Genomic DNA, 15,634 nt, shown 5'->3' with positions numbered 1-15,634 from the left:
AAACCCTCTGGAACATCGCTGGTCTTCAAACTCCAGTCCGCCGTGGCCACGCCGCACACCTCCGAGATCAGGGTGTTGCGACGACCAGTCGAATCCGCCGTTGCTTCCGCGGTCGGAGTGAAATATCGCGCCGACGGAGAGGCTCCTGTTACGGGCCGCGTTGTGGATCGCCCTGGATATCAGGGGGGTTTGATAGTGGTCGTCCATCGCATAACCGATGACTTCCTTCGTGCAGCAGTCGATGACCGTTGCGAGGTACAGTCAGCCTTCCCCGGTGGGGATGTAAGTAATGTCGCCAACAAGTTTTTCGCCGGGCGCGTCAGCGGTGAAGTTTCGGCCGACGAGGTCCGGCACCTGGCCGGCCGCGGCCTGGGTGAGGCTGGACCTCTTCGGCCGCGGCTGGCAGGGCTCAAGGCCCAACTCGCGCATGAGCAGGCGGACAAGTTCCAGGCCGGCGGTGACGCTCCAACGGTCCAGCTGGGCCTGGATGCGGCGGTGCCCGTAGGTGCCGTCGGACATGTCGAAGGCTTTCTCGATGAGCAGTTTCAGTTCCTCGCGCCGCTGGGCCGTCGCGGATTCCGGGCGGGATCGCCAGTCGTAGTAGCCGGATCTGGAGACGCCGAGTCGGCCGCACATGAACTCGACGCTGTATGCGTACTCCGTAGTGTCGAGCCGCATCTCGTCGATGAACTCGTACTTGCTTGCTACCGGGGATCCTTCGCGAAGTACGCTGCGGCTTTTTTCAGGAAGGTCACTTCCATCTCCAGCTCGCGGTTGCGTCGTTCGAGTTCTTTGAGGCGTGCCCGCTCGTTCACGCTCAGTTCCGCATCGGGGGCCGGTTCCTGCTGCTTCTGGTGCTTCTTGACCCAGCCGCGCAGTGTCTCCGGGTTGAGCTCAAGCTCCCGGGCGACTTCGGAGATCGTCTTGCTCGACCTCAACGCGATCTGGACGGCTTCCACGCGGAACTCCGGCGAGTACTTACTGGGTGGCGCCACTTCTTCCTCGTTTCCTGTTCAGGACAACCCTATTGGGTCCCTGTCCGGGAACTTCGTGGCCCCTCAGCCCTCGACGACTCGCAGAAGCGGGTCAGGCTCCCGAACGGATCGGACGGTCGGCCAGGGTTGCCGGGTCTCCCGTTGTTCCCGGTACCGGTGCCTCAGCCTGTACCGCTCGTTCTGGCCTCCTTCCACGGACAAGTCCCCGGCATCCTGCCGATGAGCGCCGGGATCAACAGGGTCGACCCGTCCATCCCCGGCCAGGACCCCATCCCGCCGGCCCCCGGAACCACCCGCATCCTCGGCCCGGCCGAACAGCAACAGTTCCGGACCTGGCTCAACTCGCTCACACCTGGAGGCTTCGCAGGTGGTGGCGGTCCCGCCAACGCGGACAATGCCTACCAGCTGCGCATAGCCGGCTACCCGGAGCGCGAAGTACCCCTCGATGGCCACAAGCGGGGACTCATGGTGGACGGAGTCCGCCCGATGGACGGCTACCTCGTGGAGGCCAAACACGTCCGCGATCCCGACTGCACGAAGGGCAGCTTCCGCAGCATCGAACGGGTCGACGCGACCCTGGCCAAGCCGGTCAAGGTGGACGCGGCCGGCAAGCCCAAGTGGGACCCGGTCATCGACTCGATGTACGGCGACGACAGCCGGGAGCTCACCCGCTACAAGAAGGCCATGGCCAACCCGGCGAACTCGGAGATCCGCGGCCTTGAGATCGTGACCAACGGCAAGACGAACGCGGCCTACTGGGAATCGATGATCGCCATGAACGGCGTCACCGGCTCCGCACGGTACGTGCCCTGAAACCGAGGAACCCCGTGTCTGTCCCCCGCAACATCAGAACCACCTTCGGCTTCTACCCCCCCCGAGGACGACGCCGCCGCCTGGCAAGCGAACCTGGAAACGTTCAGCGCCGCCCTGGGACGGGCCTTCCCGGACGGAGTCCTCGAACACCGCGTCGATGCACTCCGCGGCGTTGACGTCCTGGACTTCGACATCGAGATCGCACCCGACGTCTGGATCACGGGGACTGCGGCACTGCGGAGTCCCGACTACGCCTACATCACCCTGGGGAACGTCACCGCCGACGAAGCGGCTGTCTTCGCACAGTGGCTGCGCGACTCCTACGTCCCCTCACCGGCCGCCGTACGGTTCATCAGCAGCGCCGCCATGGCAGGCGGCGAGGAGACGCCGACACCACTGCCCACAACGGGCGACGCGACCGAGATCGAGGCCGCACTCCGGGCTCACCTGACAGCAGCCGGGATCGAATAGCCCCTTCGCTCTGAGGCTCAGAGACCTACGCACTACGAGACCAGGAGCGATCGTGTTGCCTGGTATCTCGTCGTGCTGTGTGGTGACAAGCGAGGACACGGCCGTCCACGAGGCCCTGTACGCGGCGGACGGCAACGAGGCGCCGCACCTGTGGACGACGCATGCGGCCGGGGGATTCCCGGGGCGGCTGAGCCCGGCTGTCAGGCTCCGGCTGCCGATCGTGAGCATGATCGTTCGGCGGACTGGAATGGGGCGAGGGGGGGCTCGTGCGAAAGATGCTGGTGACCGTGGCCGTGGCAGGTCTGCTCGGCGGCTGCGCGGACGGTGGAGGCAGTGCGGAGAAGTCGGCGGCCGAGCTGTTCGACGAGGCCAACTCCACGATGAACGGCCTGAGGTCGGTGACCGTGGAGATGACGAACGCCGCGCCCGGGGGCACGGTGACGACCCGGCTCAGGACCGACCTGAAGGAGCGGTGCGCGGTGCGGACCACGTGGGCGGGGAAGGGCAGCCTCGAACAGATCAGGGTCGGTGGGACCGACTACGTCCGGCCGGACGCGAAGTACCTGGAGAGCTGGAAGGGCGAGAAGCTTCCCGGACTCAAGGTCGGCCTGTGGGTGAAGCGGCCGGTCTCCGAGGCGCGGCCCGGTGAGGGGCTGGCAGAGTGCGGCTGGCCGTTCGAGTCGTTCGGCACGGCGATGAAGGGGGAGACCACCCGGATCGGAGGCCGGAAGGCGATTGAGCTGGCCGTCGAGGACGAGGCGGACGGGGGGACGTACACCGTCCATGTGGCCGCCGAGGGGGAGCCGTACCTCCTCCGGGTCGTCCACAAGGGGGGCGGGAACGTCACCACCACGTCGTTCAGCGCGTTCGGAGAGGCGCTGGACATCCAGGCGCCGGCGGAGGTGCTGGACATCGGCGGGTGATCGGCCGGAGGGGGTTCATCGGCGGGTGACCGGGCGGCGGCGGGGGCTCAGATCACCGCTCGTACCGCCTTCTCGAACCCCTCCACATGGCGGCTCGCCAGGTCCCGCGCCCGGTCCGGCTCGCCCGCCACGATCGCCTCGATCAGCGGCCCGTGTTCCCCGACGTGCCCCGCCATGTCCGGGAGGCGGTCGATGAAGAGGCACCAGATGCGGGTGGCGAGGTTGTCGTACTGGACGAGGGTGTCCTCCAGGTAGGGGTTGCCGGTGGCGGCGTAGACGGCGCGGTGCACCTGGAGGTCGAGGTGGAGGAGTTCGGTCGCGCCCTGGAGGTGGGTGTCGGCGCTCGCCAGCTTGGTCCGTAGCCCGGTGAGGACGGCCCGGTCGGCGGGGGTGGCCCGGCGGGCGGCCTGGGCGGCGGCGAGGGGCTCCAGCTCCTGGCGGACCTCGGAGACGTGCGCGAGGTCGGTGATGTTGACGTCGGTGGCGAAGGTCCCGCGCCGGGGGTAGGTGGTGATGAGCCGCTCGTACTGGAGCCGCTTGAGCGCCTCGCGCAGCGGCGTGCGGCCGACCCCGAGGGACTGCGCGAGCTGCTCCTCGTTGATGGGCGCGCCGGGCCGGATCGCGAGCAGGACGAGCTGGTCGCGTACGGCGCGGTACGCCTGTTCGGCGAGGGACAGCTCCTCGGCCGCGGTCTGCTGCATGGACGCCCCCTTGACGCGTGCGGTGAGCTCCCATACGTTACCGCACAGCTTGATATATCAGTCGCGTATCAGCCGGTTCCCAGGATGGTGAACAGATGACCCTGTCCCTCCCGCTCGCCGCACTCGACCCGGACGTGTCCGCCGCCGTCGCGGCCGAACTGCACCGCCAGCAGTCGACGCTGGAGATGATCGCCTCCGAGAACTTCGCCCCCGCCGCCGTCCTGGAGGCCCAGGGCTCGGTGCTCACCAACAAGTACGCCGAGGGCTACCCCGGCCGCCGCTACTACGGCGGCTGCGAACACACCGACGTCATCGAGCAGTTGGCGATCGACCGGGTCAAGGCCCTGTTCGGCGCCGAACACGCCAACGTCCAGCCCCACTCGGGCGCCCAGGCCAACGCGGCGGCGATGTTCGCCCTGCTGAAGCCCGGCGACACGATCCTCGGCCTCGACCTCGCGCACGGCGGCCACCTCACCCACGGCATGCGCCTCAACTACTCGGGCAAGCTGTACGACGTCGTCCCGTACCACGTCCGCGAGTCCGACCTGCGTATCGACATGGACGAGGTCGAGCGGCTCGCCCTGGAACACCGGCCGAAACTGATCGTCGCGGGCTGGTCGGCGTACCCGCGCCAGCTCGACTTCGCGGAGTTCCGGCGGATCGCCGACGCCGTCGACGCGTACCTGATGGTCGACATGGCGCACTTCGCCGGGCTCGTCGCGGCGGGGCTGCACCCGAACCCCGTGCCGTACGCGGACGTCGTCACCACGACCACGCACAAGACCCTCGGAGGGCCGCGCGGCGGGGTGATCCTCACGCGGGCCGCTCTCGCGAAGAAGATCGACTCGGCGGTCTTCCCCGGGCAGCAGGGCGGACCGCTCGAACACGTCATCGCCGCCAAGGCCGTTGCCTTCAAGGTCGCCGCGAGCGAGGACTTCAAGGACCGGCAGCGCCGGACGCTGGAGGGCGCCCGGGTGCTCGCCGGGCGGCTGCTGTCCGACGACGTCGCCGAGGCCGGGATCACCGTCCTGACCGGCGGCACCGAGGTCCACCTCGTCCTCGTCGACCTGCGCAACTCCGAACTGGACGGCAAGCAGGCCGAGGACCGGCTCCACCGGGTCGGCATCACCGTCAACCGCAACGCCGTGCCCTTCGACCCGCGTCCGCCGATGGTGTCGTCCGGGCTGCGGATCGGGACGCCGGCGCTGGCGACGCGCGGCTTCGGGCGGCCGGAGTTCCGGGAGGTCGCCGACATCGTCGCGGAGACGCTCAAGGGCGAGCTGCCCGAAGGTGAACTCCGGGACCGGGTAACGAAGTTGGCGAACGCCTTCCCCCTGTACGCCGACCTCGCCTGACCGACCTGTACGGAGAAAACCGGCATGACCGAAGCCCCCCTCCCCGAGCACCCCGACTTCCTCTGGCGCAACCCCGACCCGAAGCGTTCGTACGACGTCGTCATCGTCGGCGGCGGCGGGCACGGCCTGGCGACCGCCCACTACCTCGCCGTCAACCACGGCATCACGAACGTCGCCGTCCTGGAGAAGGGCTGGCTCGCGGGCGGCAACATGGCCCGCAACACCACGATCATCCGCTCCAACTACCTGTGGGACGAGAGCGCGGCGATCTACGAGCACGCCCTCAAACTGTGGGAGCGCCTCCCGGAGGAACTGGACTACGACTTCCTGTTCAGCCAGCGCGGCGTCCTCAACCTCGCGCACACCCTCCAGGACGTCCGCGAGGGCGTCCGGCGCGTCAACGCCAACCGGCTCAACGGAGTTGACGCGGAGTGGCTGGAGCCGGACGAGGTCGCCGAGGTCTGCCCGATCGTCAACGTCTCCTCGAACACCCGCTACCCGGTGCTCGGCGCGACCTTCCAGCCCCGCGCCGGGATCGCCAAACACGACCACGTGGCCTGGGCGCTGGCCCGCAGCGCCGACGAGTACGGCATCGACCTGATCCAGGGCTGCGAGGTCACCGGCTTCGTCAAGGACGGCAACCGCGTCGTCGGCGTCGAGACGAACCGGGGCCGCATCCTCGCCGGACGCGTCGGCCTCGCGGCGGCCGGACACAGCAGCGTCCTCGCGGAACTGGCCGGGGTGCGCCTGCCCGTCCAGTCGCACCCGCTCCAGGCCCTCGTCTCCGAACTGCACGAGACGGTCCACCCGACCGTGGTCATGTCGAACCACGTCCACGTGTACGTGTCGCAGGCCCACAAGGGCGAGCTGGTGATGGGCGCGGGCGTCGACTCCTACAACGGGTACGGCCAGCGCGGCTCGTTCCACGTGATCGAGCACCAAATGGCCGCCGCCGTCGAGCTGTTCCCCGTCTTCGCCCGCGCGCACGTCCTGCGCACCTGGGGCGGCATCGTCGACGTCACCCCCGACGCCTCCCCGATCATCGGCACCACGCCGGTGGAGAACCTGTACGTCAACTGCGGCTGGGGAACCGGCGGTTTCAAGGCCACCCCGGCCGCCGGCTGGACCTTCGCGCACACCATCGCCACCGGCGAACCCCACGCCCTCAACGCCCCGTTCGCGCTCGACCGGTTCACCACGGGCGCCCTGATCGACGAACACGGCGCCGCCGCCGTGGCCCACTGAGGAGGCACCGTGCTGCTGATCGACTGCCCCTACTGCGGCCCGCGCGACGAGACCGAGTACCACTACGGCGGCCAGGCCCACGTCCCCTACCCGGACAACCCCGGCGACCTGACCGACGAGCAGTGGGCCGAGTACGTCTTCTACCGCGCCAACCCCAAGGGCCCCTTCGCCGAACGCTGGGTGCACGCCACCGGCTGCCGCCGCTGGTTCAACGTCCTGCGCGACACCGCCAGCCACCAGGTCCTCGCCGTCTACCGCCTCGACGAGCCCCGCCCGGAAGGAACCCGATGACCGACCAGCCCTTCCGGCTCCCGCACGGCGGCCGGGTCGACCGCGCCACCGTCCTGCGCTTCACCCTCGACGGACGGGAGCTGACCGGCCACCCCGGCGACACCCTCGCCTCCGCGATGCTCGCCAACGGCGTCATCGAGGTCGCCCCCTCCCTCTACCGGGGCCGCCCCCGAGGCATCGTCGCGGCGGGCGTCGAAGAGCCCAACGCCCTGGTGCAGCTGGACAGTTCGTACTCGGAGGGCATGCTCCCCGCCACCACGATCGAACTGTACGACGGCCTGTCCGCCCGCACCCTCTCCGGCAAGGGCCGCCTCGACCCGTCCGACGACCCGGCCGCCTACGACAAGAAGTACGTCCACACGGACGTCCTCGTCGTCGGCGCGGGCCCCGCCGGGCTCGCCGCCGCCGTCGCCGCCAGTGACTCCGGCGCCCGCGTCCTCCTCATCGACGACCAGCCGGAGCCGGGGGGCTCCCTCCTCGACCGCTCCGAGTGGGTCACGGAGTTGCGTGCCAGGCTCGACGCCGCGCCCGAGACCGTCGTACTCCACCGGACGACCGCCTTCGGCGCCTACGACGACAACTACGTCCTCGCGCTCCAACGGCGCACCGAGGACCTGTCGTTGAAGGGGGTCTCCCGGCAGCGGCTGTGGCACATCCGGGCCCGGCAGGTAGTGCTCGCGACCGGTGCGCACGAGCGTCCGCTGGTCTTCGCCGGGAACGACCGGCCCGGGGTGATGCTCGCCGGGGCCGTGCGGACGTACCTCGGCAGGTATGGGGTGACGCCGGGTTCGCGGGTCGTGGTGAGCACGACCAACGACAGCGCGTACGACACCGTGGACGCGCTGCGGGCCGCCGGGGTCGAGGTCGTGGCCGTCGTGGACGCGCGGGCGGGACTGTCGGCGCGGGCCGTCGAACTCGCGGACGAGGTGCGCGTGTTGACCGGGTGCGCGGTCGTATCGACGTCCGGGGAAGGGCGGTTGACCGGGGTCGGCGTCCAGGAGCTCGACGGGTCGCTCGTCACCTCGTTGGACTGCGACCTGCTCGCCGTCTCCGGGGGCTGGAGTCCCGTCGTCCACCTGCACAGCCAGCGGCAGGGAAAGGTCCGCTGGGACGAGGAGCTGGCCGCGTTCGTGCCCGACGGGGTGGTTGCGGGGCAGCAGATCGTCGGGGCGGCGCGGGGGACGTACGACACGGATGACTGCGTCGCCGAAGGGGCGCGGGCCGGGGCGGTGGCCGCCACCGAGGCTGGGTTCGCGGTGCCGGTGCCGGCGGTGCCCTCGCGGCAACAGGCGTCGTCCGTACGGGCGTTGTGGACGGTGCCCGCCGAGTCCTACGACGACCACTTCGTCGATCTCCAGCGGGACGTGTCGGTCGCCGACGTGCTGCGCTCGACCGGCGCCGGGATGCGGGGAGTCGAGCACGTCAAGCGGTACACCTCGCTCGGAACCGCCAACGACCAGGGCAAGACGTCCGGGGTCAACGCGATCGGCGTGATCGCGTCGGTGCTCGGGGGCGAGCCGGGGGAGATCGGCACGACGGCCTACCGGGCGCCGTACACGCCGGTCGCCTTCGCGGCCCTCGCGGGGCGCGAGCGGGGCGAGTTGTTCGACCCGGAGCGGATGACGTCCGTGCACCACTGGCATGTCGAGCACGGCGCCGTGTTCGAGGACGTCGGGCAGTGGAAGCGGCCCCGGTACTACCCGCTGGACGGGGAGGACATGGACGCCGCCGTCGCCCGCGAGTGCCGCGCCGCCCGCGAGGGCGTCGGGTTCATGGACGCCTCGACCCTCGGGAAGATCGAGATCCGCGGCGCCGACGCGGGGGAGTTCCTCAACCGGATCTACACCAACGCGTTCAAGAAACTGAAGCCCGGCAACGCCCGCTACGGCGTGATGTGCAAGCCCGACGGCATGATCTTCGACGACGGGGTGACCCTGCGCCTCGACGACGAGCGGTACTTCATGACCACCACGACCGGTGGCGCCGCCGGAGTCCTCGACTGGCTGGAGGAGTGGCTCCAGACGGAGTGGCCCGAACTCGACGTGTACTGCACGTCGGTGACCGAACAGTGGTCGACCATCGCCGTCGTCGGGCCCAAGTCCCGTGACGTCGTGGGCCAGTTGGCGCCGGACGTCGACCTCTCCAACGAGGCGTTCCCGTTCATGGCGTTCCGCGAGACCACGCTCGCCTCCGGGACACCGGCCCGCATCTGCCGCATCTCCTTCTCCGGCGAACTCGCCTACGAGATCAACGTGGCCGCCTGGTACGGGCGTTCGGTCTGGGAGCAGGTCCACGCCGCCGGACAGCCGTACGGGATCACCCCCTACGGCACCGAGACCATGCACGTCCTGCGCGCCGAGAAGGGGTACATCATCGTCGGGCAGGACACCGACGGGACGGTCACTCCGCAGGACGCGGGGATGGCGTGGGTGGTGTCGAAGCAGAAGGACTTCGTCGGCAAGCGGTCGTTCTCCCGGCCCGACACGGTCCGCGCCGACCGCAAGCACCTGGTCGGCCTGCTCCCGGCGGACCGGACGACCCGGCTCCCCGAGGGCACCCAACTCCTCGCCCCGGACACCGACTTGGACACGATCCCCGTCCCCATGCTCGGCCACGTCACCTCCAGCTACCACAGCCCGGCCCTCGGCCGCCCCTTCGCCCTCGCGATGGTGTCCGGCGGACGCGACCGCCACGGCGAAACCCTCCTCGCCCCCGTCGGCGACGCCTTGATCCCCGTCGAGGTCACCGACTTCGTCCTCTACGACCCCGAAGGGACCCGCCGAGATGGCTGAACAACTCGCGGTCAGCCCGCTGGCCCACCTGAAGGAAGCCCTGTCGGCGGCGACGGTGACGGGCCCGCGCGGCGTCTCGCTGACGGAACTCCCGTTCCTCACGATGGTGAACGTCCGCGTGAACCCGGCCTCGGAGGCGGCGGCGCGCATCGAGAAGACGCTGGGCGCAGCGCTCCCCAGGGAATGCGGCCGTACGACGACATCCGGTCCGCACACGGCCACATGGGCGGGCCCCGACGAGTGGCTGGTCATCTCGGCGCCCGAACTCTCCTCGCTCACCGCCGACTTGAAGGAAGCCCTCGGCACCGACCCCGGCTCGGTCGTCGACCTCTCCGCCAACCGCACCACCCTCCAACTCGCCGGACCCAGCGCCCGCGCGGTCCTGGAGAAGGGCTGCCCGATGGACCTCCACCCCCGCGAATTCGGGCCGGGCCGCGCGGTGTTGACGACGGTCGGCCCGGTGCCGGTCCTGCTGTGGCAGGTGGACGACGCGCCGACCTATCGGCTCTTCCCGCGTGCGTCGTTCGCGGACTATCTGGGGCGGTGGCTGATCGACGCGATGGAGGAGTTCGGGGGGCCGGAGGTGCCCTGAGACGCGGGGGCCGGGGGTGGCTTGAGGCGCGGGGGCTGGGGGTGCCTTGAGGTGCGGGGGCTGGAGACGCGGGGGCCGGAGGTGCCTTGAGGTGCGGCGCGGGGGCCCGAGGTGCCCTGAGCGGTGTCGTGGCCGGGGCGTTCGCCTGTGGCGGCCGGCCGCCACCGCCGCCCGCAGGGCGTCCCGGCACGCCACGATCGCCGGGTGTTCGCTGCGGCCCTTCCGGACCACCGTGAACACCCGCCTCGCGTGCGGGAGTCGGTGCAAGGAGGCGGTGGGGGTGGTGCCGTGCCAGAGCAGGGCCGGGAGGAAAGCCGCCGCGTGTCCCTCCTCGACCAGGCGGAGGTGGAGGAGGAGGTCCGCGGTCTCGAAACGGACGTCCGGTTCGAAACCGGCGTCGCGGCAGCGGGCGAGGGCCCAGCGCCGGGCGGGGGTGCCCGGGGGCTCCATGACCCAAGGATGCGTGGACAGGGCTGCCAGAGTGGGGGCGGGGGCGGCCAGGTGGAGGGGGTCGTCGAGGAGGGGTTCCTGTTCCAGCTCGGGGGAGCGGGAGTGGGGGACACCCGGATACTCCTCGGCCAGGACCAGGTCGAAGTCCCTTGCCTGGAGGGCGGACAGCGCGCTTTCCGGTTCCAACTGGGTGACGTGGACCCGGAGTCGGGGGTGCCGGGTGCGCAACAGGCCCAGCGCCGCCGGGATCAGCGCCAGCGCGGCCGTCTGGAACGACGCGACGCGCACCGTACCCGTCAGGTCCGTGAGCGACCTCGCGATGTCGGCCTCGGCGCGCTCCAGGCGTTCGAGGACCGCCTCGGTGTGGGCGACGAGGATCTCGGCCTGCTCGGTGAGCCGTACGCGCCGCCCGACCGGCTCCAGAAGCGGGACCCCGACCTCGGCCTCCAGCTGGGAGAGCTGCTGGGAGACGGACGAGGGCGCGTAGGAGAGGGCCGCGGCGACCGCCGCCAGCGTGCCCCGGTGCTTCAGCTCGCGCAGCAGCCGCAGTCGGTGCAGGTCGAACACCCGGCCCACCCTTCCCGTCGGGTTTTCCGACGAGTACAGGTCGGAAACGTTCGCTGGACCGATGATGGCACCCCGGCGGACCCTGAGAACGTGACCGACACGACCTGGCTGACCCGCCCCGCCGCCCGCACCTGGCGCTGCCCCCCACCCCCCACCGCCGTCCACGCCTTCCACCGCACCCTCCCCGGCTACACCCCGACACCCCTCGTCGAACTCCCCTCCCTGGCCCGGGAATTGAACCTGGGCCGGGTCTTCGTCAAGGACGAGTCCGCCCGCCTCGGCCTCCCCGCGTTCAAAGCGCTCGGCGCCACCTGGGCCATCCACCGCGCCCTCGCCGCCGCCCCGGACACCACGACCCTGGTCACCGCCACCGACGGCAACCACGGCCGCGCGGTCGCCCGCACCGCACGCCAACTCGGCAAGCAGGCCCACGTGTTCGTCCCCCAGGGCGTCGACCCCGCCCCGATCGCCGCCGAGGGCGCCAAGGTCACCGAGGTCGACGGCGACTACGACACCGCCGTACGCCGCGCGGCCGAGACCCCCGACGCCCTCCTGATCCAGGACACCGCCTGGCCGGGCTACGAGCAGATCCCGGCGTGGATCGTCGAGGGCTACGACACCCTGTGCGCGGAGATCGACGAACAGCTCCCGGCGCGACCGGACTTGATCGTCGTACCCGTCGGCGTCGGCTCGCTCGCGCAGGCCGTGGTCACCCACTACCGCAGCCGCCCGACCGGCCACGCCCCGGCACTGATGTCGGTGGAACCGGACACCGCCGCCTGCGTCCTGGAGAGCCTCAGGCGCGGCGAACTCGTCAGCATCACCACGGGCCGTACGGCGATGGCGGGCCTCAACTGCGGCACCCCGTCGAGCATCGCGTGGCCGTTCCTGCACGGCGGGCTGGACGCCGCCATCGCCGTCACCGACGAGGACAGCGCCCGCGCCGCCGCCCAACTCGCCTCCCTGGGCGTCGACTCGGGCCCCTGCGGCGCCGCCCCCCTCGCCGGGCTCCGCGCCGCCCGGCACCTGCTCCCCGGCCTCGGCCCGGACTCCGTGACCGTCCTCCTCAACACCGAAGGAGCACACGGATGATCGACGCCGACCGCCCGTGGCGGTCCCTGATGGACCTTGCCGGGATCGGAGCGTACGACGACGAGCACACCGGCCTCCGCGCCGATGCTGGCCTCGCGGCGGCCCAAGTAGTCGTGAAACGCCGGGAGTTGGTCGACTCCAGTGAGTACGGCGCGCTGCGTGCGACCGTCGGGCATCTGGCCGTCCACCCGGACCTCACGCACATCGTCCCGGCGCGCGGAGCCGACCGTGGATCTGCGCAACCCGGACGACGTCCAACTGGCCCGCGCGGAGGAGGCGTTGACGGCTTGTCCGCGTGGACTGGACGGGGTGACCTTCAGCGTCCGGCCCGGAAGCGCAGGGTGTGGACGTGCCGGCGGTGACGCTGCTGCGGCTCGCGGGGGGTGTGCATGGGCGAGCCCGCGTACCTCCTCGCCGAACTGGTCGCCCTCGACTCCGTCAACCCCGACCTCGTCCCCGGCGGCGCGGGCGAAACCGTGATCGCCGGCCACTGCACCCGCTGGCTCACTGCGCGCGGCTTCGAGGTCCAGCGGCTTGAACGCCGCCCGGGGCGCCCCTCGTTGGTGGCCGTCGCGCACGGCGCCGGGGTTGGCCGCTCCCTGATGCTGAACGGCCACCTCGACACCGTGAGCCTGGCCGGTCCGGAGCCCCGGATCGCCGACGGCCGCATGTACGGCCGGGGCACCTTCGACATGAAGGGCGGCATCGCGGCCATGATGACCGCCGCCGCCCGTGCGACCGCCCAGGGCCCGTTGCGCGGTGACGTCATCGTCGCGTGCGTCGCCGACGAGGAGTACGCGGGCGCCGGTACCGAGGAGGTCCTCGACTCCTTCACCGCCGACGCCGCGATCGTCACCGAGCCCAGCCACCTCCAACTCACCCTCGCGCACAAGGGGTTCGCCTGGTTCGACGTCCACGTGCTCGGCCGCGCGGCCCATGGCTCACGTCCCGACCTCGGCATCGACGCCATCGCCAAAGCGGGCCATTTCCTGGTCGCGCTCGAAGAGTTGGGGAAACGGCTCGCGCGAGGGCCCGGTCACCGACTGCTCGGCACGGGCACCGTGCACGCCTCCGTCATCCGGGGCGGGGAGGAGGCCTCCACGTACCCGGCGTCCTGCCACATCACCGTGGAGCGGCGGACGGTACCCGGGGAGGGCGACGCCGAGCGCGAACTCACCGACGTACTCGACCAACTCGCCCTGACTGTCCTTGACGTCGCCTACGAAGTGACGCCCGGCGTCCACCGCGACCCCTTCGAGGCCGACCCTTCGACACCGATCGTCCGCACCCTCTCCCGCCACGCCGAACTCACCCTGGGCCACCCGCCGTCGATCCGCGCCGAGCCCTTCTGGACGGACTGCGCGCTGCTGGACCGGGCGGGGATTCCCTGTGTCCTCTTCGGCCCCGACGGCGAAGGCGCCCACGCGGACACCGAGTACGTCGACCTCGCCTCGCTCGACCGCCTCACCGACATCCTGACCGGCACGATCACCGAGTTCTGTTCCTGACCGGCCGCCCGGCATACTGCCCGGATGGAACAACCTGTCGAGGAAGCCCGAAGCTGGCTCGCCGCGCGCGGAGTCGTCCAGACCGACGAGGGCTGGACCGAGTCCGGACGGCCGCGCACCGCCAACGAGATCGCCCACTCCTGGGCCGATGCCGCCCTCGCCGACGACACCCTGGACATGGCCGGCCGCGAGCGGCTCGCCTTCGGGCTCCTCGACCTCCTCGACGACTACTGGGTGACCCGAGAGATCGGTTCCGCCCTGAACTCCCTCCCCGCAGGCGCCCTTTGGCGCGGTTACCGGCGGCGCCTGGAGGCGGAACAGGACGCCCAGCCTGTCACGTACTCCCTGTGGGTCGACTGGTTCGAGAACCGCGCGACCGTCGAGACGGCCTTCGCGGAGGTGCTCGGCAACGACATTGACCTCATCGTGAGACACCCGTCCGCGCCGCTGCTGCGCCGCGCGGGCCGAGTCCTGGCCTGCTCGGGCCCGGTGCTGTGGCGCGTGAAGGAGCCGGCGTACAACACGGCCGTACGCCTCCCCGAACTCCACCAGCCCTTGTACGACGGCCTGTTGGCGAGCTACCACGACGTCTGCGGCGACCTGGAGCCCAGCGCGGCACTCGGCCTGCTCGCGCGCCTGCGTATTCCGGCGGAGACTCCGCACCTCGCCCAACTGCGGGCCGTGCTCTCCGCCGGGCAGCGGAACCATCACCGCAGTCCTGATGCGTGAGGGAGGGAGCGACCATAGAGGTCGACCGAGACCAGGACGGTGACCTCTTGGCCCGCGTCCTCATGGCCTTCGCGGGGGTCCTGTCCCGCCCGCGGAGCCGACCATGCGTCGGTGGCCGGTAGTGTAGTGCTCTTCGGGCCGTTCGGCTCCGGAGTCCCAGAGGCGACCGACGATGAAGCTCCGCTCCCTGATTGCCGATGCAGACACCGTGTGGCGGCTCCCCGCCGCTGACGCCTGGAGGGGATACCGTGCCCTCTGCTGGAGCGCCGGGCCTGCCGGAGAGCTTGCGGTCCTGCTGGTCCACCGGCGGCATCTTGAACGCAGCCCGTACATCAAGGGCTGGCCGGGGTGGGAGCCGAAGGTCCCGTTCGCCGGGGAGTTGGTCATCGTCGTGGGACAGGAAGAGCGGCGTGTCCCGGTGGAGGACGTCCGTCTCCGGCCCAGCCATCTGGCCCTGTTGCCGGGTTCGCGGTTCCTGCTGGTGAGAGGGCGGACGCCCCGGATCGGGGCCGAGGGGCGCTGGGCGCCGAACGCTGTGGTCCTCGACCCGTCCGGCACTTCCGAGGCCGAGTTCTGTATCGGCGACGACATCTCCGCCCTGGTCACCGACGCCGGCGGAGGCATCTGGACGGCCTACGGCGACGAGGGCATCCACGGAGGCCACCCCGAATCGGGAACGGGCCTCGCGGGCTGGGACTCCCAGGGCCGGAACTCCTGGTCTCCCCGAGGTCGACTGCCCGACCAGCCACTTGAAGGCGGCACCGCCGCGACCGAGGACGCAGAGGTATGGCTCGTCTGGGACTCCAGCAGGGGTGGCACCTTCCTGACGAGGATCACTCCGTCCACCGGAGACGTCGTCAGCCATCCCAGTCCCGTCCCCAACCTGGACGGGTTCGCGGTCTCCGGCAAGAGCGCGGTGCTCACCCGCCGGGACCACGACCAGCGGTCCGTCGAACTCACACGCACGGAGTTCGACGGCACCACCTGGGAGGCGACCGGCAGCCGTCGGCTGCGCGTGCCCGGCCGAGTTGTCGCACGCTGCGGCCAGGGCCGCGACGGTTCCCTCTGGCTCCGGGCGGGCGATACCTGGTTGCGGATAGAGGTTTGAGC

Annotated in this window: 15 protein-coding genes and 1 pseudogene; 11 read left to right on the top strand and 5 right to left on the bottom strand. The window is 70.8% G+C overall.

All coding sequences use genetic code 11. From position 1 onward, the window contains the following. The 3 genes from PV682_RS34350 to PV682_RS34340 all read right to left on the bottom strand — a co-directional run. On the bottom strand, positions 1-261 hold a 261-nt coding region (locus PV682_RS34350; RefSeq protein ID WP_407705788.1), incomplete at its 3' end, for a DDE-type integrase/transposase/recombinase. Continuing rightward, on the bottom strand, positions 262-678 hold the full coding sequence (locus tag PV682_RS34345) for an IS3 family transposase (protein ID WP_319735664.1): 417 nt from the start codon (positions 676-678) through the stop codon (positions 262-264). A gap of 26 nt (positions 679-704) precedes the next feature. Then, complete coding sequence (locus PV682_RS34340; protein WP_319735663.1) at positions 705-959, bottom strand: transposase; 255 nt, start codon at positions 957-959, stop codon at positions 705-707. 192 nt (positions 960-1,151) lie between these two features. Between PV682_RS34340 and PV682_RS34335 the strand changes: the two genes are divergently transcribed. Together PV682_RS34335 and PV682_RS34330 are read left to right on the top strand one after the other, a co-directional pair. Continuing rightward, complete coding sequence (locus PV682_RS34335) at positions 1,152-1,808, top strand: restriction endonuclease fold toxin-2 domain-containing protein (protein ID WP_319735662.1); 657 nt, start codon at positions 1,152-1,154, stop codon at positions 1,806-1,808. A gap of 746 nt (positions 1,809-2,554) precedes the next feature. Beyond that, positions 2,555-3,202, top strand: a complete 648-nt coding sequence (locus PV682_RS34330; protein WP_319735670.1) for a hypothetical protein — start codon at positions 2,555-2,557, stop codon at positions 3,200-3,202. Positions 3,203-3,249: 47 nt separating this feature from the next. Here the strand turns inward: PV682_RS34330 and PV682_RS34325 are convergent, their stop codons facing one another. Next, the gene (locus tag PV682_RS34325) at positions 3,250-3,903 is read right to left on the bottom strand and encodes a GntR family transcriptional regulator (protein WP_319735661.1); all 654 of its coding nucleotides are present in this window, start codon (positions 3,901-3,903) and stop codon (positions 3,250-3,252) included. Between the two features lie 95 nt (positions 3,904-3,998). Here PV682_RS34325 and glyA point away from each other — a divergent pair, with 95 nt between their 5' ends. From glyA to PV682_RS34300, 5 genes are read left to right on the top strand one after another with little or no spacing between them, the layout of a single operon-like run. Next, on the top strand, positions 3,999-5,258 hold the full coding sequence (gene glyA, locus PV682_RS34320) for a serine hydroxymethyltransferase (protein ID WP_319735660.1): 1,260 nt from the start codon (positions 3,999-4,001) through the stop codon (positions 5,256-5,258). Positions 5,259-5,282: 24 nt separating this feature from the next. Then, entirely contained in the window at positions 5,283-6,503 is a 1,221-nt protein-coding gene (locus tag PV682_RS34315) for a sarcosine oxidase subunit beta family protein (protein WP_055723488.1), read from the top strand. Positions 6,504-6,512: 9 nt separating this feature from the next. Further along, entirely contained in the window at positions 6,513-6,794 is a 282-nt protein-coding gene (locus PV682_RS34310; protein ID WP_319735659.1) for a sarcosine oxidase subunit delta, read from the top strand. After that, positions 6,791-9,586 (top strand): sarcosine oxidase subunit alpha family protein, encoded by a 2,796-nt coding sequence (locus PV682_RS34305; protein WP_319735658.1) that lies wholly within the window; start codon positions 6,791-6,793, stop codon positions 9,584-9,586. The genes PV682_RS34310 and PV682_RS34305 overlap by 4 nt, the downstream gene beginning before the upstream one ends. Then, positions 9,579-10,178, top strand: a complete 600-nt coding sequence (locus PV682_RS34300) for a sarcosine oxidase subunit gamma (RefSeq protein ID WP_319735657.1) — start codon at positions 9,579-9,581, stop codon at positions 10,176-10,178. Before PV682_RS34305 ends, PV682_RS34300 begins: the two co-directional genes overlap by 8 nt. Positions 10,179-10,337: 159 nt before the next feature. Here the strand turns inward: PV682_RS34300 and PV682_RS34295 are convergent. After that, positions 10,338-11,195 (bottom strand): annotated as a pseudogene (locus PV682_RS34295) (LysR family transcriptional regulator); the annotation flags it as partial. A 90-nt stretch (positions 11,196-11,285) separates the two neighbouring features. On the opposite strand from PV682_RS34295, the gene PV682_RS34290 reads away from it, so the two are divergent. From PV682_RS34290 to PV682_RS34275, 4 genes are all read left to right on the top strand, one after another. Continuing rightward, entirely contained in the window at positions 11,286-12,287 is a 1,002-nt protein-coding gene (locus PV682_RS34290; RefSeq protein WP_319735669.1) for a pyridoxal-phosphate dependent enzyme, read from the top strand. A gap of 389 nt (positions 12,288-12,676) precedes the next feature. Beyond that, positions 12,677-13,795, top strand: a complete 1,119-nt coding sequence (locus PV682_RS34285; RefSeq protein ID WP_319735656.1) for a M20/M25/M40 family metallo-hydrolase — start codon at positions 12,677-12,679, stop codon at positions 13,793-13,795. Between the two features lie 24 nt (positions 13,796-13,819). Then, entirely contained in the window at positions 13,820-14,524 is a 705-nt protein-coding gene (locus PV682_RS34280) for a hypothetical protein (protein ID WP_319735655.1), read from the top strand. A gap of 172 nt (positions 14,525-14,696) precedes the next feature. Then, positions 14,697-15,632, top strand: a complete 936-nt coding sequence (locus tag PV682_RS34275) for a hypothetical protein (protein WP_319735654.1) — start codon at positions 14,697-14,699, stop codon at positions 15,630-15,632. Positions 15,633-15,634 lie beyond the last annotated feature (2 nt).

It is taken from the genome of Streptomyces niveiscabiei, from assembly GCF_033794345.1.
Taxonomy (GTDB): domain Bacteria; phylum Actinomycetota; class Actinomycetes; order Streptomycetales; family Streptomycetaceae; genus Streptomyces; species Streptomyces niveiscabiei.
Note: the sequence above shows the minus strand (reverse complement) of the source record. Positions and strands in the feature narration are given on the sequence as shown.